Origin of the sequence: Burkholderia cepacia ATCC 25416 (assembly GCF_001411495.1) — a bacterium.
GTDB classification, from domain to species: domain Bacteria; phylum Pseudomonadota; class Gammaproteobacteria; order Burkholderiales; family Burkholderiaceae; genus Burkholderia; species Burkholderia cepacia.
On the sequence record NZ_CP012982.1, the window covers coordinates 54,703 to 80,154 of the forward strand.

The 25,452-nt window shown below is 67.7% G+C and carries 24 protein-coding genes; 9 read left to right on the forward strand and 15 right to left on the reverse strand.

What is annotated here, in order from left to right:
• Window positions 1-100: 100 nt before the first annotated feature.
• The 3 genes from APZ15_RS17740 to APZ15_RS17750 form a co-directional block, all read right to left on the reverse strand.
• Window positions 101-1,519: a sensor histidine kinase gene (locus APZ15_RS17740; protein ID WP_034196148.1), complete on the reverse strand. Its 1,419-nt coding sequence runs from the start codon at window positions 1,517-1,519 to the stop codon at window positions 101-103.
• Window positions 1,520-1,598: 79 nt separating this feature from the next.
• Window positions 1,599-2,279, reverse strand: coding sequence for a response regulator (locus APZ15_RS17745; protein WP_027791446.1), 681 nt, complete (start codon window positions 2,277-2,279; stop codon window positions 1,599-1,601).
• A 145-nt stretch (window positions 2,280-2,424) separates the two neighbouring features.
• Window positions 2,425-3,663, reverse strand: a complete 1,239-nt coding sequence (locus APZ15_RS17750; protein WP_027791445.1) for a multidrug effflux MFS transporter — start codon at window positions 3,661-3,663, stop codon at window positions 2,425-2,427.
• 102 nt (window positions 3,664-3,765) lie between these two features.
• Here APZ15_RS17750 and pdxR point away from each other — a divergent pair, with 102 nt between their 5' ends.
• From pdxR to APZ15_RS17775, 5 genes are all read left to right on the forward strand, one after another.
• Window positions 3,766-5,253, forward strand: coding sequence for a MocR-like pyridoxine biosynthesis transcription factor PdxR (pdxR, locus tag APZ15_RS17755; protein WP_027791444.1), 1,488 nt, complete (start codon window positions 3,766-3,768; stop codon window positions 5,251-5,253).
• A 217-nt stretch (window positions 5,254-5,470) separates the two neighbouring features.
• Complete coding sequence (locus tag APZ15_RS17760; RefSeq protein ID WP_027791443.1) at window positions 5,471-6,571, forward strand: ABC transporter substrate-binding protein; 1,101 nt, start codon at window positions 5,471-5,473, stop codon at window positions 6,569-6,571.
• 114 nt (window positions 6,572-6,685) lie between these two features.
• A complete protein-coding gene (locus APZ15_RS17765) occupies window positions 6,686-8,458 on the forward strand; it encodes an ABC transporter permease (protein ID WP_021164063.1) in 1,773 nt (590 codons plus the stop codon).
• Entirely contained in the window at window positions 8,451-9,518 is a 1,068-nt protein-coding gene (locus tag APZ15_RS17770) for an ABC transporter ATP-binding protein (protein WP_027791442.1), read from the forward strand. The genes APZ15_RS17765 and APZ15_RS17770 overlap by 8 nt, the downstream gene beginning before the upstream one ends.
• Before the next feature lie 159 nt (window positions 9,519-9,677).
• Window positions 9,678-10,769, forward strand: coding sequence for a porin (locus tag APZ15_RS17775; protein WP_034196044.1), 1,092 nt, complete (start codon window positions 9,678-9,680; stop codon window positions 10,767-10,769).
• A 170-nt stretch (window positions 10,770-10,939) separates the two neighbouring features.
• Here the strand turns inward: APZ15_RS17775 and APZ15_RS17780 are convergent, their stop codons facing one another.
• Together APZ15_RS17780 and APZ15_RS17785 are read right to left on the reverse strand one after the other, a co-directional pair.
• The gene (locus APZ15_RS17780; RefSeq protein WP_027791440.1) at window positions 10,940-11,905 is read right to left on the reverse strand and encodes a quinone oxidoreductase family protein; all 966 of its coding nucleotides are present in this window, start codon (window positions 11,903-11,905) and stop codon (window positions 10,940-10,942) included.
• A gap of 46 nt (window positions 11,906-11,951) precedes the next feature.
• Window positions 11,952-12,203 carry a hypothetical protein gene (locus APZ15_RS17785; RefSeq protein WP_027791439.1) on the reverse strand — a complete coding sequence of 84 codons (252 nt, stop codon included), beginning with the start codon at window positions 12,201-12,203 and terminating at the stop codon, window positions 11,952-11,954.
• Between the two features lie 95 nt (window positions 12,204-12,298).
• Between APZ15_RS17785 and APZ15_RS17790 the strand changes: the two genes are divergently transcribed.
• Complete coding sequence (locus APZ15_RS17790) at window positions 12,299-13,078, forward strand: AraC family transcriptional regulator (RefSeq protein WP_027791438.1); 780 nt, start codon at window positions 12,299-12,301, stop codon at window positions 13,076-13,078.
• Window positions 13,079-13,133: 55 nt separating this feature from the next.
• On the opposite strand, the gene APZ15_RS17795 is transcribed toward APZ15_RS17790, so the two are convergent.
• From APZ15_RS17795 to APZ15_RS17835, 9 genes are all read right to left on the reverse strand, one after another.
• On the reverse strand, window positions 13,134-13,709 hold the full coding sequence (locus APZ15_RS17795) for a PIN domain-containing protein (RefSeq protein ID WP_027791437.1): 576 nt from the start codon (window positions 13,707-13,709) through the stop codon (window positions 13,134-13,136).
• The gene (locus APZ15_RS17800; protein ID WP_027791436.1) at window positions 13,706-14,173 is read right to left on the reverse strand and encodes a helix-turn-helix domain-containing protein; all 468 of its coding nucleotides are present in this window, start codon (window positions 14,171-14,173) and stop codon (window positions 13,706-13,708) included. Before APZ15_RS17800 ends, APZ15_RS17795 begins: the two co-directional genes overlap by 4 nt.
• Window positions 14,174-14,282: 109 nt before the next feature.
• Window positions 14,283-15,089, reverse strand: coding sequence for a 4-hydroxy-2-oxoheptanedioate aldolase (gene hpaI, locus APZ15_RS17805; RefSeq protein WP_027791435.1), 807 nt, complete (start codon window positions 15,087-15,089; stop codon window positions 14,283-14,285).
• 12 nt (window positions 15,090-15,101) lie between these two features.
• The gene (gene hpaH, locus APZ15_RS17810) at window positions 15,102-15,905 is read right to left on the reverse strand and encodes a 2-oxo-hept-4-ene-1,7-dioate hydratase (RefSeq protein ID WP_021164056.1); all 804 of its coding nucleotides are present in this window, start codon (window positions 15,903-15,905) and stop codon (window positions 15,102-15,104) included.
• 20 nt (window positions 15,906-15,925) lie between these two features.
• Window positions 15,926-16,318 carry a 5-carboxymethyl-2-hydroxymuconate Delta-isomerase gene (locus APZ15_RS17815; RefSeq protein WP_027791434.1) on the reverse strand — a complete coding sequence of 131 codons (393 nt, stop codon included), beginning with the start codon at window positions 16,316-16,318 and terminating at the stop codon, window positions 15,926-15,928.
• Between the two features lie 33 nt (window positions 16,319-16,351).
• Complete coding sequence (gene hpaD / locus APZ15_RS17820) at window positions 16,352-17,200, reverse strand: 3,4-dihydroxyphenylacetate 2,3-dioxygenase (protein WP_027791433.1); 849 nt, start codon at window positions 17,198-17,200, stop codon at window positions 16,352-16,354.
• Window positions 17,201-17,249: 49 nt separating this feature from the next.
• Entirely contained in the window at window positions 17,250-18,713 is a 1,464-nt protein-coding gene (hpaE, locus tag APZ15_RS17825; protein ID WP_027791432.1) for a 5-carboxymethyl-2-hydroxymuconate semialdehyde dehydrogenase, read from the reverse strand.
• Window positions 18,714-18,735: 22 nt separating this feature from the next.
• Window positions 18,736-19,500: a fumarylacetoacetate hydrolase family protein gene (locus tag APZ15_RS17830; RefSeq protein ID WP_027791431.1), complete on the reverse strand. Its 765-nt coding sequence runs from the start codon at window positions 19,498-19,500 to the stop codon at window positions 18,736-18,738.
• Window positions 19,497-20,186 (reverse strand): fumarylacetoacetate hydrolase family protein, encoded by a 690-nt coding sequence (locus APZ15_RS17835; protein WP_027791430.1) that lies wholly within the window; start codon window positions 20,184-20,186, stop codon window positions 19,497-19,499. The genes APZ15_RS17830 and APZ15_RS17835 overlap by 4 nt, the downstream gene beginning before the upstream one ends.
• A gap of 152 nt (window positions 20,187-20,338) precedes the next feature.
• Here APZ15_RS17835 and hpaR point away from each other — a divergent pair, with 152 nt between their 5' ends.
• Complete coding sequence (gene hpaR / locus APZ15_RS17840) at window positions 20,339-20,779, forward strand: homoprotocatechuate degradation operon regulator HpaR (protein ID WP_021164054.1); 441 nt, start codon at window positions 20,339-20,341, stop codon at window positions 20,777-20,779.
• 55 nt (window positions 20,780-20,834) lie between these two features.
• Here hpaR and APZ15_RS17845 read toward each other — a convergent pair whose 3' ends face one another.
• The gene (locus tag APZ15_RS17845) at window positions 20,835-22,046 is read right to left on the reverse strand and encodes an SDR family oxidoreductase (protein ID WP_021164053.1); all 1,212 of its coding nucleotides are present in this window, start codon (window positions 22,044-22,046) and stop codon (window positions 20,835-20,837) included.
• 645 nt (window positions 22,047-22,691) lie between these two features.
• On the opposite strand from APZ15_RS17845, the gene APZ15_RS17850 reads away from it, so the two are divergent.
• Both APZ15_RS17850 and APZ15_RS17855 read left to right on the forward strand, forming a co-directional pair.
• Window positions 22,692-23,036 (forward strand): DUF3564 family protein, encoded by a 345-nt coding sequence (locus APZ15_RS17850; protein ID WP_027791429.1) that lies wholly within the window; start codon window positions 22,692-22,694, stop codon window positions 23,034-23,036.
• 418 nt (window positions 23,037-23,454) lie between these two features.
• Window positions 23,455-25,350, forward strand: a complete 1,896-nt coding sequence (locus tag APZ15_RS17855; RefSeq protein ID WP_027791428.1) for a peptidoglycan D,D-transpeptidase FtsI family protein — start codon at window positions 23,455-23,457, stop codon at window positions 25,348-25,350.
• Window positions 25,351-25,452: the final 102 nt, after the last annotated feature.

A 25,452-nucleotide genomic window follows, 5' to 3' on the forward strand; every position in this document is an offset into this window, starting at 1 on the left:
ACCGCGCATCCGATCACATCGTCTTCGTAGCCCGGAAGCCGCCCGAGCGGCTTCCTGCTTCCTGCTTCCCACTGCCCTCATCGCGACTCACGACTCGCCATCACGCGGCATGCGCCCCCGCGTCGTTCGCTGCCGGCAACCGGATCGTCACGACCAGGCCCCCGCCGGCCGCATCGGCAAGCGTCACGGTGCCCTGATGCACGCGCGCGATCTCCCGCACGATCGACAGCCCGAGCCCCGTCCCTTCGACCGTCTGCGTCTTGCTGCCGCGATGGAAACGCTCGAACACCGCGTCGCGCTCGTCCGCCGGCACGCCCGGCCCGTTGTCGATCACGTCGAGCCGCGCATGCACCCCGTCGCGCGACACGCGTACCGTAATCACCGCGCGATCGCCCGCATAACGAATCGCGTTGTCGATCAGGTTGCCGATCATCTCGCCGAGCAGGTCGGGCTGCCCGTGCACGTCGATGTCGGCCTCGTGCTCGAAGCCGAGATCGATGTCGCGCGCACGTGCGACCGGCGACCAGTCGAGCGTCACGCTGCGCGCGAGCCGGTGCAGCGCGACCGGCTGATGGGCAACTGCGTGGCCGCTGTCCGAATCGAGCCGCGACAGCGACAGCAGTTGCTGGACGATCTTCGCGGCCTGCCGCACCGCGCCGTTCGCGCGCCGCAGGTGCCCGTTCGCGCGCGGCTGCTCGTCGGGCCGCAGCGCGAGCTCGACGCCCGCCTGTACGGCCGCGAGCGGCGTCTTCAGTTGATGGGCCGCGTCCGCGAAGAAGCGGCGCCGCGCGACCTGCATCCGCTGCGTGCGGCCGATGTACTGGTTGATCGATTCGACGAGCGGCGCAAGTTCGCTCGGCATCGCGCCGGTATCGAGCGGCGTCGTATCGTCCTCGCTGCGCGCGGCGACCGTCGCCGACAGCCGGTTCAGCGGCCGCAGCCCGCGCCCGACGCCGAGCCACACGATGCCGAGCGCCAGCACGACCAGCAACCCTTCCTGCAACAGCGACCCCACCAGGATCTCGCGCGCGAGCGCCTGGCGCGCCTCGATCGTCTCGCCGACCATCACCCACACGATGCGCGACTGCGCGGTCGGCACGTCGTGCACCGGGATGCGCAGCGCGGCCATCCGCAGCTGTTCGCCGCGATAGACGACGTCGTAGTAGCGCGTGACGAACAGCGCACCGTCGCCCGCGTCGCGCCCGTGCGGCAGCGGCAGGTCCGGGTAGCCGGTGACCGTGTGGCCGTTGTCCTCGCGGATCAGGTAGTAGATCTTGCCGCCGTCGCTCGATTCGAGCATTTCGAGCGCGAGATACGGCAGGTCGACCTCGATCTCGCCGTCATTGAGCCGCACGCCTTCGCGGATCGACTTCAGCGACGACGACAGCGTGCGGTCGAACGCGACGTGCGCGGCGTTCATCGCGCGCTGGTACGTGAGCCACGAGTCGAGCGCGAGCAGGCCGAGCAGCGGCAGCAGCAGCCACAGCGCGACCTGCGTGCGCAGGTTCGGGCGGGGCATCATGCGTTCCGCCGGGCCGCCGCAACGACACCATGTGCCGCGTCGGGGCGCAGCGCACCGCCGCGGATGGGCGGGGCGCTCATTCCGCCGCCTCCGCCCTCGCCTCCAGCAGATAACCGAGCCCGCGCAGCGTGACGATCGCGACACCCGTGTTCTCGAGCTTCTTGCGCAGCCGGTACACGTAGATCTCGATCGCGTCGGCGTTGACCGACTCGTCGAGCCCGAAAATCTTCTCCGACAGCGTTTCCTTGTTGATCGCACGGCCGTTGCGCAGGATCAGCACCTCGAGCACCGAACGCTCGCGCGGCGTGAGCGACAGCGGCTCGCCCGCGAGATGGAAGCTGCGGTCGATACTGTCGTACGAAAGCGGCCCGCATTCGACCCGCGAATGCTCGTGGCCGAGGCTGCGGCGGATCAGCGCGCGGGCGCGCGCCTCCAGTTCGGTCAGCTCGAACGGTTTCGCGAGATAGTCGTCGGCGCCGAGATCGAGCCCCTTCACGCGATCCTCGACCGACCCGTGCGCGGTCAGGATCAGCACCGGCACCGGATTGCGCCGCGCGCGCAGCCGCCGCAGCACTTCCAGCCCGTCGAGCTTCGGCAGCCCGAGATCGAGGATCACCAGCGCGTAATCCTGCGTGCGCAGCACGTGGTCGGCCGCCTCGCCGTCCGCCATGTGATCGACAGCGAAGCGCGCCGCGCTCAGCGCGTCGTTCAGCGACTGGGCGAGGTTCGGGTTGTCTTCGACGAGCAGCACACGCATGGGGATTCCGGGAAGGTCAGCGACAGGCCGCTACATTACATGATCCTTTCCGTCGCGACGCCTCGCGGAAACACCGGTTGCGCCGCCGGCGCGCCCGCGCGTCTGCCGGCCCGCCGACCGTCGCCGAACGCTCGGCGCTCGGCGCTCAGCGCTGGGCGGCGGCACGGCTACGCGGCGCGAAGCGCGAACCTTCACCTGCGCGCCGCCGCTCGCGCAGGCCGACCACCACCGCCAGGAACGCGACGCTCGCCCCGGCCGTGACGACGATCATCGGGCGCGCGGTGCCGTCCGACAGCCACGCCAGCACGCCGCCGCATGCGGCCGTGATCGCCATCTGGATAAAGAAGAACAGCCCGGACGCCGTCCCGGCGATCGTCGTGTACGGCTGCATCACCGCGAACTGGCAGGCCGGGATCGCGATCCCGACGGCGATCATCACGACGAACATCGGGACGACGAGCGCCGCCACCGCCGTCGGCGCGACCGCTCCGCCGATCCACAACGCGGCGGTGCCGGCCAGATTGACGCCCGCCGCCGCCGCGATGACCGAATCGGCCTTCCAGCGCGTGCCGGTCCGCGCGAACACGTGCGAGCCGATCAGGTAGCCGAGCACGGTCAGGCCGAAGATCGCGGCATACACCGGGCCGGATACGCCTCGCTGCCGCTGGAACAGCGTCGACGATTCCGCGATGAACGGGTAGTACGTGCAGTACGCGAAACTGATCGCGAGCGAGTAGCGCAGGAAACGGCGCTCGCGCAGCAGGCCCGCGTAGGTCCGCAGGAGCCCCGCGCCCGGCGCCGGCCGCGCGTCGCGTTCGCGGGTCTCCGGCAGGTAGCGCAGCACCATCGCCGCCGCGACCACCCCGCCCGCCGCCAGCGATCCGAACACGCCGCGCCATCCGAGCCACTCGGCCAGCGCGCTGCCGGCCAGCGGCGCAATCACGGGCGACAGCGCCATGCCGGCCGAGATCCGGCCCAGCATCGTCGCCTGCATCGCGGCCGGGAAGCGCTCGCGCACGATCACCCGCCCGACCACCGTGCCGCAGCAGCCGCCCAATGCCTGGAAGATGCGTGCGGCGACGATCGCCGCGATGCTGGTCGAGCACGCGCAGGCGACGCTCGCGACCACGTAGAGACACAGGCCGCCGATCAGGACGGGGCGACGGCCGTAACGGTCGGACAACGGCCCCGACACCAGCATCGACAGCGCATAACCGACCATGTAGAGGGTCAGCGTGAGCTGCAACTGGGCGTCGGTGCCGTGCAGCGTGTCCGCCATCGCCGGCAGCGACGGCAGGTACGCATCGATCGTGACGCGCGGCAGGCACACGACGAGCATCAACGGGAACAGCCAGCCCCACTGGGGTAATGAACGCGTTTTCATGCGGTGAGCCCGCCTCCGGTCGGATCGATGTGGTCGACTGAAATCTAAGGTCAAAGTGATATAAGCTGAAGGGCCATTAAATTCGACACTGACTGGACCACTATGGCGCGAGGCAAAGCCGCGATTCCGCTCGATCTGCCGTGCCCTGCGAGGCTGTCCACGGGCAATCCGCAGTCGAAGCAGGAGTGCATCGCCGACGCGCTGCGCGACGCGATCCTGAAACGCCTGCTCCCCGGCGACAGCCCGCTGCCGTCCAGCCGCACCCTCGCGGCGCGCTGGGGCGTCGCCCGGGGGACGGTCGAGGCGGCATACGACCGGCTGTGCTCGGAGGGCTACATCGCCCGCGCGCAAGGATCGGGGTCGCGGGTATGCGCGGTGGTACCGGACAGCTACCTGCGCGCGGCCGCGCAGTCGCGCGGCAACGGCGCGCCCCCTGCCGACGCGCGCCCCGCGCCGGCGCACACGACCGACGCCGCCGAGCCGGAACAAGGCGTGCGTCCGGGCGTCCCGTTCGTCGCGCGGCTTGCCGATCCCGGCCTGCTGCCGATGCAGCAATGGAAGAAGGCACTCGGGGCCAGCCTGCTTGCCGCGACGGCGAACGACCTCGGGGCGACGCCGGCACAAGGCGTCGAAAGCCTGCGCGACGAAATCGCCGCCTACCTGCGCGAATATCGCGGCATCCCGTGCAGCGCCGGCGACATCTTCATCACGACCGGCATCCGGCATTCGATCGATCTCGTCGCGCGCACGCTGCTCGCGCCCGGCTCGACGGTGCTGATGGAGGACCCCGGCTACGCGTCGGCCTGGCGGATCTTCACGATCGCGGGTGCGACCGTGATCGACGTGCCGGTCGATCGGGAAGGCATCGATACCGCGTCGCTGGACCGGCATCCCGATGCGCGCGCGGCCTACGTGACGCCCGCCCACCAGGCGCCGCTCGGCGTCACGATGTCGGTGTCGCGCCGGCTCGAACTGCTCGACTGGGCGCAGCGCAACCGCGCGTGGATCGTCGAGGACGACTACGACGGCGAATTCAGCTACCAGACCGCCCCGCTGCCCGCGCTGAAATCGCTCGACGCGTGCGATCGCGTGATCTACTGCGGCTCGTTCAACAAGACGCTGTTCTCGGGGCTGCGCATCGGCTTCATGGTCGTGCCGGCGGCACTGCGGCCGGCGCTGTCGGCCGTGTGGCACGCGACCGCGCGCTCGGTCGGCGTGGCGCCCCAGCTGGCGCTGGCCCGCTTCATCGCGCACGGCGATTTTGCGAAACACCTGCGCGCGGCGCGTCACGCCTACCGCCAGCGGCGCGACATCGTGCTCGACCAGTTGGCGAAACACGCCGGCAGACGGTACGCGGTGTCCGGCGAACACGCGGGCTTTCATTTCGTGCTGTGGCTGCCGCCCGGGATGGACGACGCAACGTATGTCGCGCAAGCCCGGGCGGCCGGCGTCGAGTTGCAGCCGGTCCGCGGATTCTGTCGAAGCGCGCGGTGCGAAGCAGGCGTCGTCGTCGGGTATTCGGCACTGACGGCCGCGCACGCGCGGCATGGCGGCCGGCTGCTCGCGAAGCTGCTCGCGCCCCCCGTCTAGGCGCCCCCTCCGTCGTTGCCGCGCCCCGCGGCCCCCCCTTCCCTCCGTTGCCGGATCGTGCCGCGCGCCGCGAAACGGCGGGCCGCCGCCGCATCGACCTCGGGAAATCCATGACACGAACGACGCGATTGTGAACTGAAATGAAAGCGGGCTGAAAGTGCGCCGCAATTAACATCCGCGTCACTCGAACAACACCTAGACGTAACTGGAGGAAGACATGCCGTTTGCACCGAAGCACCTCGCCGCCGCGCTGGCGGTCGTTCTGGGCACTGCCGCCGGCAGCGCCGCCGCGCAGGTTCCGGCCGGGTATCCGGGGAGTTACCAGGGCGTGATCGACGCCGCGAAGAAGGAAGGCAAGCTGATCGTCTACTCGACGACCGACACGGGCCTCGTGCGCCCGCTGATCAAGGACTTCGAAAGCCTGTACGGCGTGAAGGTCGAGTACAACGACATGAACAGCACCGAGCTGTACAACCGCTACATCAGCGAGAACGCGGCGAGCAGCACGAGCGCCGACGTGCTGTGGAGCTCGGCGATGGACCTGCAGGTCAAGCTCGTCAACGACGGCCTGATGGCGTCGTACGATTCGCCGGAAGGCCCGAACGTGCCGCAATGGGCGCAATACCAGAAGCAGGCGTACGGCACGACGTTCGAGCCGCTCGCGATCGTCTACAACAAGCGCCTGATTCCCGAAAACGAAGTACCGAAAACGCGCACCGACCTGATCAAGCTGCTCGCGTCGCAACCGGACAAGTTCAAGGGTAAGCTCACGACGTACGACGTCGAGAAATCCGGCGTCGGCTTCAATGCGCTGACGCAGGACGCGCACCTGAACGAGAAGGTCACGTGGGAACTCGTGAAGGCCATCGGCAAGACCGGCCCGAAGCTGCAGTCGAGCACCGGCGCGATGATGGAGCGCATCTCGTCGGGCGAGAACCTGATCGGCTACAACATCATCGGTTCGTATGCGTACGCGAAGGCGAAGAAGGACAAGTCCATCGGCTACGTATTCCCGAAGGACTACACGCAGATCGTGAGCCGCCTCGCCACCATCTCGAAGAAGGCGAAGAACCCGAACGCCGCCAGGCTGTGGGTGGACTACCTGCTGTCGAAGCGCGGCCAGACCATGATCGCGAACCAGGCGAACCTGTACGCGATCCGCACGGACGTGACCGGCGAGACGTCGGCCGCGAGCCTCACGAAGGAACTCGGCGATTCGCTGAAGCCGATCCAGATCGGCACCGGCCTGCTCGTCTACCTGGACCAGTCGAAGCGGCTCGCGTTCCTGAAGCAATGGCAGCAGGCGATCAAGAGCTGATCCGCTGATCGGCTCCGGCTGACCCATGGCCGCCCGCCGCACGTCGCGCGGGCGGCCCCTTCCCCTTACCGACTTCCTTGAGGCGGCCATCCGGATGGCCGCAGGGGCGAACTCATGCTTTCAACCAGCACCCGCGGCACGGCACCGGCCGCACCACCCGCCGCCGGCCCGCGCGACGCCATTCCCGCGCTGCCGGTCAACAGCCTGCAGCCGCTCGCCGGCATGCTGCGCTGGATCGTCGTCGCGGTACTCACCATCGCCGTCGCACTGCCGCTCGGCTTCATCCTGTTCCAGAGCCTGCTGTCCGCGCCGTTCTTCGATGCGAACAAGACGCTCGGCATCGAAGGCTTCCGCTTCGTCTTCAGCGATCCCGACTTCTGGTCGGCCGTGAAGAACTCGTTCATCATCGCCGGCGGGATGCTGTTCATCTCGATCCCGCTCGGCGGCATCCTCGCGTTCCTGATGGTGCGCACCGACCTGCCCGGCCGCCGCTGGCTCGAACCGCTGCTGCTCACGCCCGTGTTCGTGTCGCCGATGGTGCTCGCGTTCGGCTACGTGGTCGCGGCCGGCCCGGTCGGCTTCTATTCGGTGTGGTTCAAGGAGCTGTTCGGGGTGCAGAACGTGCCCTGGAACGTGTACTCGATCTTCGCGATCACGGTGATCGTCGGCCTCACGCACGTGCCGCACGTGTACCTGTATTCGTCGGCCGCGCTGCGCAACCTCGGCTCGGACGTCGAGGAAGCCGCGCGCGTCACGGGCGCCCGCCCGTTCCGCGTCGCGCTCGACGTGAGCCTGCCGATGACGATGCCCGCGCTGCTGTTCGCCGGCGTGCTCGTGTTCTTCCTCGGCTTCGAGGTGTTCGGGCTGCCGCTCGTGCTCGGCGATCCGGAAGGCCACCTCGTGCTCGCGACCTACCTGTACAAGCTGACCAACAAGCTCGGCGTGCCGTCGTATCACCTGATGGCCGCGGTCGCGGTGTGCATCGTCGCGATCACGTTCCCGCTCGTGCTGCTGCAGCGCCGGCTGCTGAAGACGGCGAACCGCTTCGTCACCGTGAAGGGCAAGGCCGGCCGTACGACGGTGCTGCCGCTCGGCGTGTGGCGCTGGGTTGCGCTCGCGATCGTCGTGCTGTGGCTGATGCTGACCGTGATCGTCCCGATCTCGGGCATCGTGCTGCGCGCGTTCGTGACCAACTGGGGCGAAGGCGTCGCGCTCGCCGAGGTGCTGACGCTGTCGAACTTCATCGAGCTGTTCGAGCAGGACAACCTCGTGCGCGCGATCGTCAACACGCTCGGCATCGGCGTGATCGGCGGCGCGCTCGCGATCGGCTTCTACTCGCTCGTCGCGTTCGCCGGCCACCGCCGCCCCGACTGGGCGACCAAGCTGCTCGACTACCTCGTGCTGCTGCCGCGCGCGGTGCCCGGCCTGCTCGCCGGTCTCGCGTTCCTGTGGATCTTCCTGTTCGTGCCCGGCCTGCGCGAGCTGAAGAACTCGATGTGGAGCATCTGGATCGCGTACACGGTCGTCTGGCTCGCGTACGGGATGCGGCTCATCCAGAGCGCGCTGCTGCAGGTCGGCCCGGAACTCGAGGAAGCCGGCCGCAGCGTCGGCGCGACCCGCAGCCGCGTGTCCCTCGACGTGACGCTGCCGCTCGTGCGCTTCGGCCTGCTCGCTGCGTGGCTGCTGATCTTCATGATCTTCGAGCGCGAATACTCGACGGCCGTCTACCTGCTGTCGCCCGGCACCGAAGTGATCGGCGCGCTGCTCGTGTCGCTGTGGGCGACCGGCGCCGTCGACCAGGTCGCCGCGCTTTCTGTCATCAACATCGCGATGGTCGGCGCCGGTCTCGGCGTGGCCCTGCGCTTCGGAGTGAAACTTCATGGATAAGCTCATCGTCGACGACCTGCATCTCAGCTACGGCGCCAATCCGATCCTCAAGGGCGTGTCGTTCGAACTGAAGGCCGGCGAAGTCGTGTGCCTGCTCGGCGCGTCGGGCAGCGGCAAGACCACGCTGCTGCGCGCGGTGGCGGGCCTCGAACAGCCGTCCGACGGCCGCATCCAGCTCGACGAGCGCGTGTTCTTCGACGGCGCGCAACGCGTCGACCTGCCGGTCGAACAGCGCTCGCTCGGCCTCGTGTTCCAGTCGTACGCGCTGTGGCCGCACCGCACCGTCGCCGACAACGTCGGCTACGGGCTGAAGCTGCGCCGCGTCGCGCCGGCCGAACAGAAGCGCCGCGTGCAGACCGCGCTCGACCAGCTCGGCCTCGGCCATCTCGCGGAACGCTTCCCGCATCAACTGTCGGGCGGCCAGCAGCAGCGCGTCGCGATCGCGCGCGCGCTCGTCTACAACCCGCCGGTGATCCTCCTCGACGAACCGCTGTCGAACCTCGACGCGAAGCTGCGCGAGGAAGCGCGCGCGTGGCTGCGCGAGCTGATCGTGTCGCTCGGGCTGTCGGCCCTGTGCGTGACGCACGACCAGACCGAGGCGATGGCGATGTCCGACCGCATCCTGCTGCTGCGCAACGGCCGCATCGAGCAGGAAGGCACGCCGGCCGAGCTGTACGGCGCGCCGCGCTCGCTGTACACGGCCGAGTTCATGGGCAGCAACAACCGGATCGACGCGCGCGTCGCGGCCGTCGACGGCGAACGCGTGACGCTCGCCGGCGACGGCTGGGAGCTGCAGGCCCTCGCCCGCGACACGTTCGCACCGGGCCAGGACGCGCAGGCCGTGATCCGCCTCGAACGCGTGCAGGTCGCCGACGGCCCGGGCGCGAACCGGCTGCAGGCCGACCTCGTCACGTCGATGTATCTCGGCGATCGCTGGGAGTACCTGTTCCATTGCGGCGAGATGCGCCTTCGCGCATTCGGCCACGTGCCGCGCGCAGCGGGCAAGCACTGGATCGAATTCCCGACCAACGACTGCTGGGCGTTCGCGAAAGCGGGCTGACCCGGGCGCGGCGGCACGCTCGCCGTCGCGCACGCACACCGCGCACATCTCGTCATGTGATGACATGCATTCCGGCGGACGTCTTCCGGCGTCTGTCGTGGGCTACTGCGCGCCGCATCCGTTTCACCCCAACCCACAAGAACCAAGGAGACACCGTCAATGAAGTCACGCGCAGAACGTTCGATTCGCACAGTAGTCCTCACGGGATCGGCCGCCGCGGCCTGCATCGCCGCACCCGCCGCGCACGCGCAGTCGTCGGTCACGATGTACGGGATCATGGATGCCGGCATCGAATACACGAACCACGCGGCGCCGGAGGGCGGCAGCGCGGTCAAGCTGAAGTCGGGCAACAAGAACACGTCGCGCTGGGGCCTGCGCGGCGTCGAGGATCTCGGCGGCGGGCTGAAGGCCGTGTTCCGCCTCGAAAGCGGAATCGACCTCGCGAACGGCGCGCTCGACGACGGCCCCGATTCGATCTTCGCGCGCCGCGCGACGGTCGGCCTGAAAAGCAAATGGGGCGAACTGACGCTCGGCCGCAACTACACCGTCACCTACGACTACATGCTGCCGTTCGACCCGATGGGTTACGCGCAGAACTACTCGTGGGCCTCGGCATCGACGGCGACGGGCGGCCGCAAGGACGGCATGTTCACGCGCTCGTCGAACGCGGTGCGCTATGACGGCGAATTCAGCGGGTTCAAGTTCGGCGCGCTGTACGGCTTCGGCAACGTGCCGGGCAGCGTGAAGACCAGCTCCAAATACGATTTCGCGGTCGGCTACGAGAAAGGCCCGTTCGCCGGGGTGGTCACGTTCGACCGGCAGAACGGCGCGGCCGACAGCGTCACGCCGGCCGATACCGTCAACTACATCCAGGGCATCCACGCGGGCCTGAGCTACGACTTCGGCAACCTGAAGACGATGGCCGGCTATCGCAACTACAAGCGCACGTTCCGCACCACGGCGGCGAACCAGCTGAGCGACACGTACTGGCTCGGCGGCTCGTACCAGTTCACGCCGGCGTTCTCGCTGATCGCGGCCGTCTATCACCAGAACATCAAGGGCGGCAGCGATGCCGACCCGACGCTCGTGTCGTTGCGCGCGAACTACGCGCTGTCGAAGCGCACCGTGCTGTACGCGGCCGGCGCGTTCGCGATCGCGAAGCACGACCAGAAGGTCGGCGTGTCGCGCGATTTCGTGGGCTACGGCACCACGCAGGTCGGCGTCACGGCGGGGATTCAGCAGCGGTTCTGAGTTTGACGATACGGGCGGCGAGCGGTCTTCGAATCGCGCCGCCCGTCTTGTGCGGTTCATTGCGCGCGTGCCGCCCTGCATCGCATCCGCCGCGCGCATCAGCGTGACAACGTGCGATCGGCCAGCTTCCCGCACACGACGGCCGCGCCCTCATCCGTGGCCCTTGCCGGTCATTCGCCCCGCAACGTGAACACCAGGCGAACGAGGCTGCTCGTATCGCTCCAGTGCTCGCCAACCGCCGACAGCGGCACCGTGCGCGTGTCGATCGTCAGCCCCGCCGGTCCGGCCGCGTCGAACACACCGCGCACCGACGCCAGCAAGCGCGGCAGCGACACGCTGCCGATGCCGCTGCCCATCAGTTCGATCGCGGTCGCCCGCAGCACCGCCCCTGGCAACAGCACGTCCGCGCCGCCGATCGAGCCGATCTGCACGAAACGCAGCCGGCGGCCCTCGGGCGTCGCCTTCGCGGCGGCCACCAGCAGCGTCTGCGCGCTGGCGCCCCACAGATAGTCGAGCACGACGTCCACACCCGCGCGGAAGTGCGGTTCGAGCGCACGCGCCAGATGCGCGTCGTCCTGCTGCAACGACACGACGGCATCCGCGCCGGCATTCAGCAACGCCTGCAGCGCGGCCGCGTTGCGGCCCGTCGCGATCACCTTCGCGGCGCCGAGATGCTTCGCGATCCGAACCGCCAGCCGCCCCGACGTACCTGTCGCACCGTTGACGAGTACCGTCTCGCCCGCGACGAGCCGCGCGCGTTCGGTCAGCGCCGCCCACGACGACATCCCGGGAATCGCGATCGCGGCCGCCGTGACGTCGTCGAGCGTATCCGGCAGCGGCACGCACCGCGTATCGGGCGCGATCGTGCGTTCGGCCATCGCGCCGAACGGTGCGGGCGCGCCGAAGAAGTAGACGCGCTGCCCGTCGTCGCGACGGCGGCCAACCCCGTCGACGCCAACGACGAACGGATAACGCCCGTCCGACGAGTAATGCGTGCCGGCCGCGCGCCCCTGCGCGATCCGGCTCAGCGCGGACGCCGTCACGTCGATCACGCTGTGGCCCGGCATCGCGTGCGGCGCATCGAACTCCATATGAACGGGGCGCTCGCCGGCGCCCGTCACGACTGCTGCTTTCATGACGACTCCTTGAATCGGGGATCTCGATCGACGGTCCCGGTGCGCATCAGCGTGCGTCGAGCCATGCGCGCAGCGCGGGATCGCGTACTTCCAACACGTCGAACAGGCCGAGTGCCCGCAGCGCGGGCAACGCGTCGATCGTGTCGGCTTCGGCGCGCGCCCGGTCGGCGGGCGTAGCGTTCGGGTCGGTCAGCACCCGCGCGTTGACCAGGAACGCGCCGACGGTCCCCTTGCGGATCGTCGTTCCGCCGGCATCGACTTGGTTGGCATGGTCGGGAAGCATCTGTTCGGCTCGCATCGTGTCGTACTCCGGTTGTTATCGATGGACGCAGTGTAGGCGTGCAAATTCGGCCGATCTCCGGTATAACGGCCATTCGATACCGATATCCGGCCATGTCCGATCCGCTCCTGCCCGCCCGCTTCGTCACGTCCGACGACGGCCCGTTCGTCGTCGCTGCCGTGCTGTCGCAACGCGACCCGCGCGTGACGCCACCTCATTCGCATGCGCGCGGCCAGCTCGTCGGCGCGCTGAGCGGGTTGCTGACGATCGGCCTCGACGACCAGGACTGGGTCGTGCCGGCGATCCATGCGATCTGGATTCCACCGCATTGCCGCCATTCGTTGCATTCTTTCGGGCCGATTTCCGGCTGGTCGGCGTTCATCGCCGAAGCGCGCTGCGCGGCGCTGCCGGATACGCCGCGCGCGATCCGCACGACGCCGCTGCTGCGCGAAGCCGTGCAGCGCGCGGCGAGTTGGGAGGGGTCGGAGCTGGATGCCGCTCGAACCCGGATCGCCGACGTGATCCTCGATGAAATCGCGTCGTCGGAAGTCGAGGCGCTGGGGCTGGCGCGGCCGCAGGATCCGCGGCTGACGAGGATCACCGATGCGCTTGCCGCGGATCTCGCGGACAACCGGCGGCTGGAGGAATGGGCCGAATGGGCGGGAATCAGCGCGCGGACGATGAGCCGCCGCTTCGTGGCCGAGACGGGGCTGACGTTCGCGCAGTGGCGTCAGCAGGCCAGGCTGCTGCGCGCGCTGGAGAAAATCGCCGACGGCGTGCCGGTGACGACGATCGCGCTCGATCTCGGGTACGACAACGTGAGCGCGTTCATCGACATGTTCCGGCGGGCGTTGGGGACGACGCCGGGGAAGTATATGGAGGCGGGGCGATAAGCCCGGCGCAATGAGCAGTGACGACAGCGATCCGGTTCGCCTTATCCAGCGCGGTTCAAATAATCGTCCGATAGGCTTCGAGTGCCTTGCAGGTCTGAACCATCCCCAGACGCTGCAAGATTTCCAGATAGCGCTCCACAATCATCGGTGGATGCTTGAGTGTTTCGCGCTGCCGCCGAGCGGCGGCGACCACTGCGGCCGGTTCGAGATCGAAGAGATTGTCGACGAACACGTCAGGGTGCTGTGCTTCGACACCGTAGATCGACAACACTTCTTCGGGGAAATCCTTCTGATTGAACGTAACGATCACGCTGGCGTTGCAGCGGATCGCGGCAGCGAGCACATGTCGATCGTTCGCGTCCGGCAGCGTCAGCCCACCAATCAGCGCCTCGTAACCGGTAACGAGCGCATCGGGTATCGCCCTATCCATCAGGCTTGCCGTGCGATCGAGTTGCGCCGCGGTCAGATCGGCCCGGTTACGCAGCAGATTCCGTTTCCATTCGTCATGAATATCCACACTCCAGCGAGCCCGAAAACATCCGCTCAGCGCCAGCCACATCAGGAAATCACGCAGCGGTGCGGGATAAAGCACGCACGCATCGTAGACCGCCGTGAATGGCGAACTCGTCATTCGTACCCCATCCCGTGCTCTTGCGCCTGCCGGCTCAACTCCTCCATCGCGTCCGCGCTTGCCTGATCGCGTTCCGCCTTGTAACGCATCAGGTCGGAAAATCGCACACGGCGATGCTTGCCGGTCTTGTGGTGCGGAAGCGCATTCGATTCGAGCAGCTTGATCAGGTGCGGACGAGAAACGTTCAACAGGTCGGCCGCTTCCTGTGTCGTCAGTTCCGCATGAACCGGCACGACCTTGACCGCATTGCCGTCGGCCAACTCGGCGAGGATATCGACCAGCAGACGCAGCGCGGAGGTCGGAAGTTCGACCTGATGCGCGCGATTTTCGTCGTCGAAGATCTGGATGCGCTGTATTTCCGTTCGCGTTGCCAGGTATGCCGCAAGCGCACGCTGCCCTTCGACAGCCGCCCGCATCTCGCGCTCGACAGGCAAGATCGTTTCGGACATCGTGGTGTGAGGCATCGCGCGCTCCAAACGGGGTTCTGGACGGCGCAATTTTATTCGAAACAAACGAAAATCGCAATAAACGAAAATTGATATCGCCCTATATAAAGGGGTATGTCCGCTTCGTTCAATACGTCCCGTCCCCCTTCTTGACCGCCTCACCCCCTTTCCCCTTGAACTGCCCCACCAACCGCTCCGCACTCCTCGCCAGCAGCGTCGTATCGACCCCGACCGCGACGAACAGTGCTCCCGCTTCCAGATAACGCCGCGCGGACGCCTCATCCGCGCTGAGAATGCCCGGCGCCTTGCCGGCCGCCTTGATCGCCCGGATCGCGCCATCGATCGCGGCCTGAACGTCCGGGTGCCCCGGATGGCCGAGATGCCCGAGATCGGCCGCGAGATCCGCCGGCCCGATGAACACGCCATCCACGCCCTCGACCCGCGTTATCGCATCGATCGCGTCGAGCCCCGCGCGTGTCTCGACCTGCACGAGCACGGCCATCTCGTCGTTCGCGCGATGCAGGTAATCGCCGACGCGATTCCACCGCGACGCACGCGCCAGCGCGCTGCCCACGCCGCGAATCCCGTGCGGCGGATAGCGCGTCGCGGCCACCGCCGCACGCGCCTCGTCCGCGCTCTGCACCATCGGCACGAGCAACGTCTGCGCGCCGAGATCGAGCACCTGCTTGACGATCACCGGATCGTTCCACGGTACGCGCACGACCGGATGCGACGGATACGGCGCGATCGCCTGCAACTGCGCAAGAATCGTCGGCACCGTATTCGGCGCATGCTCGCCGTCGATCAGCAGCCAGTCGAAACCGGCGCCCGCGACCACTTCCGCGCTGTACGGATTGGCGAGCCCGAGCCACAGCCCGACCTGCGCGTCGCCGCGCGCGAGCGCGGCCTTGAAGACATTCGTCGGAATCCGCATCGTTCGCTCACCTCACTCGAAGTAGCACTGGATCGTCCCGAGCGGGCCGTAGTCGACGCTGAACGTGTCGCCCGGCCGCGCCGCGCACGGCCGCGTGAACGAACCGCCGAGCACGATCTGCCCCGGCTCCAGCGCGACGTCGAAGCGGGCCAGCCGGTTCGCGAGCCACGCGACGCCGTTCGCCGGATGGTTCAGCACGCCGGCCGCGACGCCCGTTTCCTCGACCACGCCGTTACGCGACATGATCGCCGCGACCCACCGCAGGTCGACGTCCTGCGGCTTCACGGGCCGCCCGCCGATCACCACGCCCGCGTTCGCCGCGTTGTCGGCGATCGTGTCGAACACCTTGCGCGGCCGTTTCGTATCAGGGTCGATCGACTGGCTGCGCGCGTCGATGATCTCGAGCGCGGGCACCACGTAGTCGACTGCGTCGTACACGTCGAAGATCGTGCAGTCCGGGCCGGTGAGCCGCTTGCCGAGCACGAACGCGAGTTCGACCTCGACGCGCGGCACGATGAAGCGCCCGGTGGGGATCGTGCCGCCGTCGGCAAAGAACATGTCGTCGAGCAGCGCGCCGTAGTCGGGCTCGTCGATCTGCGACGTGTTCTGCATCGCCTTCGACGTGAGGCCGATCTTGTGGCCCTTCAGCGTGCGGCCTTCCGCGAGCTTGAGGGCAACCCACGCGCGCTGGATCGCATACGCGTCGTCGATCGTGATGTCGGGATGGTCGAGCGAGATCTGGCGGATCTGCTTGCGCTCGCGCTCGGCGTCGTGCAGACGCTGCGCGAGCTGGTCGATGAGGGCGGTTTCGAGCATGGTCGGATCGGGAATGGGGTTCAGCCGGCCCGCTTGTAGCGGGCATGGATGTTGTTGTGCTTGTACGAGCCGCTTTCGCTGAACTCGGTCAGTTCCATCGACAGCGCGAGGTACCGTTTCGCGTACAGTTCCGCGAAATGCGCCTTGATCGCGTCGAACAGCGCGTCGCACGCGGCCTTTTTCTGCGCGTCGCTGCGGCCCGAGCCGATCTTCAGCGTCACGTGCACGAACGCATCGTCTTCCGTGCCGTCGGCTACGCAGTAGTCCTGCAGTTCGATCGCGCGCGAGCGGATGCCGCCCGTCGGGAACACGCCGCCCTGCGCGATCAGCGTGGCGTTGATCGTGCGCAGCAGCGCGGGAATGCGTGCGTCGTCGCGGATGTTCGCGGTGTATTCGACGACGATATGTGGCATGGCGGGTCTCCAGTCGAGTGCGTGGCGCGGTGCTCAGGCCACCGGGAAGATCGCATTGATCTGCCCGGTACCCGAACTCGCGAAATAGTCGGTGACGATCTCGACGGGTTTATCGTAGCGATCCCAGCCGAGCAGGCCGAGCAGCATCGCCGTGTCGTGCATCCCGCCTTCGCCGTGGCAATGCGTGTTGTACTCGGGCAGCATCGCGCAGAAGGTCTTGAAATCGCCCTGCTTCCACAGCTCGACCACGCGCAGGTCGACCTGCCGGAAGAATTCGCGGCTGATCTGGTGGATCGATTCCTCGGGGCTGCCGTTGTCGTTGAAACGGTGCGACAGCGAGCCGCTCGCGAGGAATGCGACGTTCGAATCGCTTTTCTCGATCGCCTCGAGCAGCGCCTCGCCGAAGCGCCGGCTTTCGTCGAGCTGATGCCACATGCACCAGCCGGCGATCGACACGACCTTGAAGTGCTGGTCGGCGTTCATGTAGCGCATCGGCACGAGCGTGCCGTATTCGAGTTCGAGGCTGTCGATCTCGTGTGCGCGCGTCGCGACGCCGCGCGCACTGGCCGTCTCGGCGATCAGCCGGCCGAGCGCCGGGTTGCCCGGATACGCATACTCCATGTCGCGGATGAAATGCGGCAGCTCGTTGCTCGTGTACGTGCCCGCGAATCGCGCATTGCAGTTCACGTGATAACCGGCGTTGACGAGCCAGTGCACGTCCGACACGACGATCGTGTCGACGCCGAGCGCGCGGCAGCGCTCGCCGATCAGTTGATGGCCGCGGATCGCCGCCTCGCGGCAGCCGTGATGCCTGCCGGGCAATTCCGACAGGTACATCGACGGCACGTGCGTGATTTTCGCGGCGAGGGACAGTTTGCCCATCGTTCAAGTCTCCGTTTGGTTCTTTCGTGCTGCAGACGTCCCGCGCCCGTCACACGCCCCAGCGCGGAATGTGGTGCGAACCCATCGAGATGCACACGTTCTTGATCTCCGCGAACACCTCGAAGCTGTATTCGCCGCCCTCGCGCCCGGTGCCCGATTCCTTCACGCCGCCGAACGGCTGGCGCAGGTCGCGTACGTTCTGGCTGTTCACGAACACCATCCCGGCCTCGATGCCGCGCGCGAGGCGATGCACCTTGCCGACATCCTGCGTCCAGATGTACGACGCAAGGCCGTACGACGTGTCGTTCGCGAGCCGCAGCCCTTCTTCCTCGTCCTCGAACGGAATCAGGCACGCGACCGGCCCGAAGATTTCTTCCTGTGCGACGCGCATCCGGTTGTCGACGTCGGCCAGCACGGTCGGCCGCACGAAGTTGCCGTTGCGCAGGTGGTCGGGCAAGCCCGCCGGCTTGTCCGCGCCGCCCGCAACCACGCGCGCGCCTTCCTGCTCGCCGATGCGGATATAACCCGTCACCTTTTCCCAGTGCTGGCGCGTGATCATCGCGCCGAGGTTCGTGGCCGGATCGGACGGATCGCCGACCACCAGGTTGTTCGCGCGGCGCGCGAATTCCTGCACGAAGCGGTCGTAGATCGTGCGTTGCACGAAGATTCGCGAGCCGGCCGTGCAGCGTTCGCCGTTGATCGAGAAGATCGTGAACAGCGACGCGTCGAGTGCGCGGTCGAAATCGGCGTCGTCGAAGATCAGCACCGGCGACTTGCCGCCGAGTTCCATCGAATACTTCTTCAGGCCCGCACGCTCCATGATCCGCTTGCCGGTCACCGTACCGCCGGTGAACGACACCGCACGCACGTCCGGATGGCGTACCAGCGCGTCGCCGGCCGTCGCGCCGTAACCCTGCACGACGTTCAGCACGCCCGGCGGGATGCCGGCTTCGAGCGCGAGGCGACCGAGCTGGTCGGCCGTCAGCGGCGACAGCTCCGACATCTTCAGCACGGCCGTGTTGCCGAGTGCGAGGCACGGCGCCGTCTTCCACGTCGCGGTCATGAACGGCACGTTCCACGGCGACACCAGCGCGCACACGCCGACCGGCTGGTACAGCGTGTAGTTCAGCATCTGGTCGTCGACCGGATAGGTGCGGCCGTTCATCTGCACGCACACTTCCGCGAAGAAGTTGAAGTTCTCGGACGCGCGCGGAATCAGCTGCTTGCTCGTCTGTGCGATCGGCAGGCCGGTGTCCTGCGTCTCCAGCGCCGCGAGCATCGGCACGTTCTTCTCGATCAGCTCGCCGAGCTTGCGCATCAGCTTCGCGCGCTCCTTGGCGGGCGTGTTCGCCCATTTCGGGAAGGCGTCCTTCGCGGCGCGCACGGCCGCATCGACTTCGGCCTCGCCGCCCGATGCGACGTCGGTGATGACTTCCCCCGTCGCGGGATTCAGCGTCGTGAACGTCTCGCGGCTCTCGACTTCGCGGCCGTCGATCCAGTGCTTGATGGTCATGCTCTCTCCTTGGGCGACGGGCTCAGCCCGCGCGATAGTAGTCTGCTTCGCCGACGATCGTGTTCACGAGCCGGCCGATCCCTTCGATCTCGGTCACGACCTCGTCGCCCGGCTTCGTGTCCGCCAGCCCCTCGGGCGTACCGGTCAGGATCAGGTCGCCCGGCGAGAGCGTCATGAAGCCGCTGATGTGCTCGATCAACGCCGGCACGTCGAAGATCATGTCGCGCGTGCTGCCGCGCTGCGTCTCCCGGCCGTTCATCGTCGTGCGCAGCGTCAGGTCGCCCGCATTGCCGATCTCGTCGCGGCTGACGAACCACGGCCCGAGCGGCGTGCAGGTGTCGCGGTTCTTCACGCGCAGGTTCGGACGGTAGTAGTTCTCGAGATAGTCGCGGATCGCGTAGTCGTTCGCGACCGTGTAGCCGGCCACGTAGTCGAGCGCCTGCGCGCGGCTCACGTTGCGCGCGGGCCGGCCGATCACGACGGCCAGCTCACACTCGTAATGCATGTGGGTGGCGTCCGCCGGGCGCACGGTGCGCGACCGGTGGCCGATGAACGTGTTCGGCCCCTTCAGGAAGATCAGCGGTTCGCTCGGCGCCTTGAACGCGAGCTCCTTCGCATGGTCGGCGTAGTTGAGGCCGAGCGCGAACGTGGTGCGCGGCGCGACGGGCGGCAGCCACGCAACCGCGTCCTCGGCAACGATCCGCCCCGTATCGAGACGGATCGCGCCGTCGCCGGCCGGTTCGGCCGCATGCAATGCGCCGTTGTAGATCACGCGTGCCGTCTTCATCGTGTTTCCTCCGCGATCAGCGTGTGCCGCAACGTGCCGATGCCGGCGGCGGCGATCTCGATCGTGCTGCCCGCGCGGGCGCGCGGTGCGCCGCCCGCGACGCCGAGCAGCAAGACATCGCCCGCGTCGAACGACATGAAGGCCGTCACGTCGGCGATCAGTTCGCGCACAGAGCGGATCAGCGTGGCCGTCGAGGCGGACACGGCCACCTCGCCGTCGATCCGCACGGTCAGGCCGATCGTGTCGACATCGCCAAGCGCGGCGGCCGGCACGATGACCGGGCCCATCGGGCAGAACCCGTCGCGGCACTTGAAGCGCACGGCCGGACGGTAGTAGTCGGGATGGGGGACCGACACGTCGCTGGCGAGCGTGAAGCCGTGAAGGTAGTCGAGCGCCCGCGCGGCCGGCACGCGCGTCGCGCGCCGGGCGAACACGACGGCCACCGACGCGCCGATCTCCAGGGAGTCGACGCCGGCCGGCACGACGACGGTCGCGCCGTCGGCCGCATGCGTGTTGGCGGGCTTGATGTACAGGATCGGCGCCTGCGGCGGGCGGCCATAAGGCGGTGCGTTCACGGCGTCGCCGAGCGCGTCGAGCGCCGCACGCTCGTTGAGCAGCGCACCGTAGACGGTACCGATGGCGACCGGCAACGGCGGCGCCGCGGCGGTCATGCAAGACAGCTCCATGCGTCATTCCCCTGCCGCGCGTCGCGGCGCATCGTCAATACTTAACATCTTAAGTAAACAATCGAACGCTGGCAACCTTGATTACCCTGATACGCGAAATTCACGCCTTTCGGCTGTTAAGATTGATGCGTCCCCGTCCACTGCCCACCCCGATGAACCGTACGCTCGACCATCGCAACCTGGCCATGCTGCTGCTCGAGGCCCGCGAAACGCTGATGGGTCTGTTCCGCCCCATTCTCAAGGAATTCGCGCTGACCGAACAGCAATGGCGGATCATCCGCGTGCTCGACGGCGAACCGGCGCAAGCGCTCGAAGCAGGACAGATCGCGCGGCGCTGCTGCATCCTGAGCCCGAGCCTCACGGGCGTGCTGGAACGGATGGAGCGCGACGGCCTGATCACGCGCACGCGCGCGCAGGAAGATCAGCGCCGGCTGCTGGTGAGCCTGACGCCGCAAAGCAGGAAACTGGTCACGGAAATCGGCCCGCGGATCGACGAGCAGTACCGGCAGCTCGAATCGCGGTTCGGCGAGGACGGCCTCGAAGACATCTATCGCGCGCTCGACCGGCTCATCGAGCTCGGCGGCAACACGTGATGACGGCCCCCGTTCCCGCCAGCCGCGGGAACGGGGGCCGGTGCGGCGCGGGCGGTCAGTGCACCGCGCCGCGCATCAGCTCGGTCACGGCCACGCCGCGCGACGTGCGCATGCATTCCTCGACGTAATCGATGAACGGCAGCGGCTCGAAATCGATTTCGTCGCGCACGCGACGGTTGTCGAACACGCGATCGACCGTCGCGAATTCCCCGCAGCGCTGCAACGCCCGGCCGATTACGCGCTCGAGTGCCGGATCGGTTCGCCCGAGCACGTCGCGCACCACGAGCGGCAATTCGGCCGGCGCACACGCCGCGTAGCGCGGTGCGCCGGTCATCCCCGCCGCCTCGTCCATCGCGCGCACGATCTGCGCGACCTGCGGCGCCTCGTCGCCGGCCGACACGTGATACAGGTCGTGTGCAAGCGTCGGCTTGACGGCCAGCAGCATCGTCGCGCGCGCCACGTCGTCGACCGACACGATATCGATGCGCGTCATCGGTCGCGCGGTGAAGCGGCGGGCGGCATGCGCCAGCCGGAACATCCAGAACGAATTCGGCGCGGGCCGCGTACCGAGTACCGTGTGGCCGACCACATGCGACGGCCGCACCACGACGAGCGGCAGCCCGAGCGCACGCAGGCGCTGCTCGGTCTCCGCCTTCGCATGCAGGTAGTCCGCGGCGAGCACCGCGCCCGGCAGGCCTTCTTCGTCGCGCGCGACGTCGTTCGCCGCGTCGCCCGCCGCCTCTTCCTGCACGATCCCGCCACGGCCCGCATGCGCGTAGGCCGTGCCGACGTAGACGAAGCGCAGCAGGCGCGGCGCCCGTGCAAAACGCTCGGCAAAGCGCACCGCGTCGGCGATGTCGGCCCGCAGGTGCGCGCCGTCGGCCGGCGACGCATGGCCGGCGCAGTGAATCACGTGCGTCGCGGCGGCGAGGCGCGGTGCGTCGGCGCCCTGCCACACGTCGCCGAGCGCACCGACGATCACGTTCGCGTCGGTCAGGCGCGACGCCCAGTACGGCGCCAGCCCCGCGCGCAGCGCCGCTTCGCGCAGCCGCGCGACGGCATGGCCGCGATCCTGCGCGCGCACCACGCAGACGATGCGGTCGAGCAGCCCCGCATTGACGAGCGCCGTCAGGACGGTACTGCCGATGAAGCCGGTTGCGCCGGTCAGCACCAGCCGTCCGACGTTCGCCGCCGCGACCGGTGCGCTGGCCGGCGACACGAGGCTCGTCCGCCAGTTGAGCGACAACGCGGTTTTCCAGATCAGCACGATAGTCTCCTTCGAAGAATCGGCCGGGCGGCGCGGCGCCCGCGGTTGCGGGCTGCGCACGGCTCACCGGCCGGGCCGGGGCCTGACGCGCGCCCCGGCAGTCCCGATCGGGCGTGCGGCCCGCGATCGCGTCGATCGCGTCTCTGGCACGAGGCGGCGGCAGCCGCCGAGGACGGGCGTCCGCGGCACTGGATCGGGAATATCTCAGTGTGGGGCCCGACCGCAGGCAAGTCTGTCCCGAAAGTTTCGTGAAAGTGTGCCGATTTGTATGCGATTGTCGGAGTCTGTCGTCCAGCAATGCAGTCGGAACGCCTCAACATCCGGTCGCGCCGCCCTCCGGCATGGCGGACCGCGTCGGCCGGCCCGGTTTCCGCGGCCGGTCGCGCGCGACAGATCGACGCGCCTCGCGGCGATGTCATCCCATGTCTCGAAGATCGACCGGGCCCTGATCGGTGCCGCGATCGCCGTTAGGCGTGTGCCTGCGCGCGCTGCCGGAATAACCATGAATCGTCAGACGTCGTTTCATCTGAAACCGCAATGAACTCAATTCGGATTTATTGAGGATTATCACTTGCGTTTCACACCAGTCTATCTAGACTGATCAAGTCAAAACGGTCGAATGTTCATTTTTTGGAGACGATCACAATGCGCCTCACCATTCGGATTAATGGCAGCGAATCAGCAACCCGAAACTCGTTCGCGGTACTGTGGGTCGACACCGACGAAGGACTGTGGTCGCGCGAGGCACATCAGGGCATCGATCTTCCGGCCTGGGGCAAGGTCCGCGACGTCGAGGGTGCGATGGCGCTCTGCGCGGCTGATGGCGGGAATGCCGTGTGCCAGTTGAAGGGACTATCGTTCGGTGCGACCCAGCGCGAACAGGGCTCCGCCGTACTCGCCGGCAATCACCCCGGTGCATGGCGGCTGCAGGCGGTCGATCGCTGCACGAGCGAGCCGGAATACCGGGAATTCATTTCCGTCACCCGGTAGAAATGATCGACGTAATTCGTCTGCGGTTTTCGGGTTTATTCCGGTTTCAGTGATATTCATTTCGATATTCAGTATTAGCGGCGCCCCTTTTCGGGGCGTTTTCATTTTCTGGTGCAAATAAATAATCGCGAGCCGGGCAATTGACCGCGCGCCGGGGGGCAGTCGGCATCGATTGTCCAGGAGATCGTGTGAGCGGATCGACACGCGCAGAATCGGCCGCCTTCATTCGCCTGCTGCGTCGGTGAAACTCCGCTTCCGCCCTCTTTTCGTACGCCCTGTTCCGCCCTTTGCCGGATCGCCGATTTGCGGCTTTTCACGGGGCCGGAACATACTTTCCCCACACGGCGTTTACTCATTTATTACAATCGCATTATTCAGACTGACTCGCCGCCCTTCGGCGGCCCGACCCGGCCATTGCATGAGCGTGAAAAAGAAGACCCACCCCGCCGATCCGTACGCGGCCGCGACCAAGAACCCGATGCTCGCGTCGCGCCTGCCGATGTGGCGCTCGAAGCTGATCGTGATCATCGTGTTCCTCGCGTTCGCCGCGCTGATCGGCCGCGCGTTCTGGGTGCAGGTCGCGAACAAGGAGTTCTACGTCGGCCAGGGCCAGAAACGCTACCAGCGCACGATCGAGCTCGACGCGACGCGCGGGCGCATCGTCGACCGCAACGGCGCGATGCTCGCCGTCAGCCTGTCGACCTATGAAATCTGGGCGAACCCGAAGCAGGTCGCCGACACCGACTACCCGCAGATCTCGAAGCTGCTCGACATGCCGCTCGTCGAGGTCAAGCGGCGCCTCGGCAACGACAAGACATTCGTGCTGCTCAAGCGGCAGGTCGACGCCGACACCGCAGGCAGGCTCGACAAGCTCGCGATCGACGGCATCACGCAGATCGCCGATTCGAAGCGCTTCTACCCGGAAGGCGAATCGGCCGCGCACGTGGTCGGCTTCACGAACGTCGAGGACAAGGGCCAGGAAGGCGTGGAGCTCGCGGCGAATGCGCGCCTGTCGGGCACGTCCGGGCAGCGCGAGGTGATCCGCGACCGGCTCGGCCGCATCGTGTCGGACACGCGCCCGCTCGTCCCGGCGCAGCATGGCGCGACGATCGAGCTGACGATCGACCGCCGCATTCAGCAACTCGCGTTCAGCCAGCTCAAGGCGGCCGTGATCGAGAACAACGCGGTGGCCGGCAGCGTCGTGGTGCTCGACGCGCAGAACGGCGAGATCCTCGCGCTGGCGAACTACCCGACCTTCGATCCGAACGACCGCGCGCGCCTCACCGGCCAGCAGTTGCGCAACCGCGCGGTGATCGACACGTTCGAACCGGGCTCGACGATCAAGCCGCTCGTCGTCGCGCTGTCGATCGACGAACGCAAGGTCACGCCGAACACGATCATCAACACGTCGCCGGGCACCTACAAGATCGGCCCGGCCGTGATCCACGACACGTCGAACCACGGCTCGCTGACGGTCTCGCAGGCACTGCAGAAGTCGAGCAACGTCGCGCTCGCGAAGCTCGCGCTGAACCTGCCCGCCGAAACGATCTGGAACAAGTACCAGGAATACGGGATCGGCCGCGCGCCGGAACTGACGTTCCCGGGCGTCGCGTCGGGCCGGCTGCGCGGCTACAAGCGCTGGCGGCCGATCGAGCAGGCGACGATGGCATACGGCTACGGCCTGTCGATGTCGCTGCTGCAGATCGCGCAAACCTATACGGCCTATGCCGGCGACGGCACGCTGCACCCGGTGTCGCTGCTGAAGAACGGCACCGACCAGCAAACGATTGACGCGCATCGCGGCCACCGCGTGACGTCGCCGCAAACGGCCGCGTCGATCCGCTCGATGCTCGAGATGGCGGTCGGCGAAGGCGGCACGGGGCGCCGCGCGCGCGTCGACGGCTACCGGATCGGCGGCAAGACCGGTACCGCGCGCAAGCAGGTCGGCGCGACCTATGCGAAGGGCAAGTACCGCGCGCTGTTCGCGGGGATGGCGCCGATGAGCAACCCGCGCCTGATCGTCGCGGTGATGATCGACGAGCCGCGCGGCAAGGGCTACTACGGCGGCACGGTGGCCGGCCCGGTGTTCGCGTCGGTCACGAGCGGGTCGCTGCAACTGCTCGGCGTGCCGCCCGACGCGCCGGTCGAGCCCGAGAAGACGCCGCCGGCCAAGCCCGCCGCGCCGCAGAAGACGGTGGCCGCGCCGCAAGCGGCTGCGCAAACCAGGACGGCTGCGGCACCGAAAACCGCCGCGCCGCTGAAGACTGCCGCGCCGTCGAAAGTACCGGCACAGCCGGCCACCGCGGCCGGATGAGCGCGGCACGTCCCCGCGACACGGCGCCCGCCGGCGCGCGCGGCACACCGGCGGCGCCTGGCCGCCACGCATTTCCCCGCCATCGGGCACTGTCCCACTTTC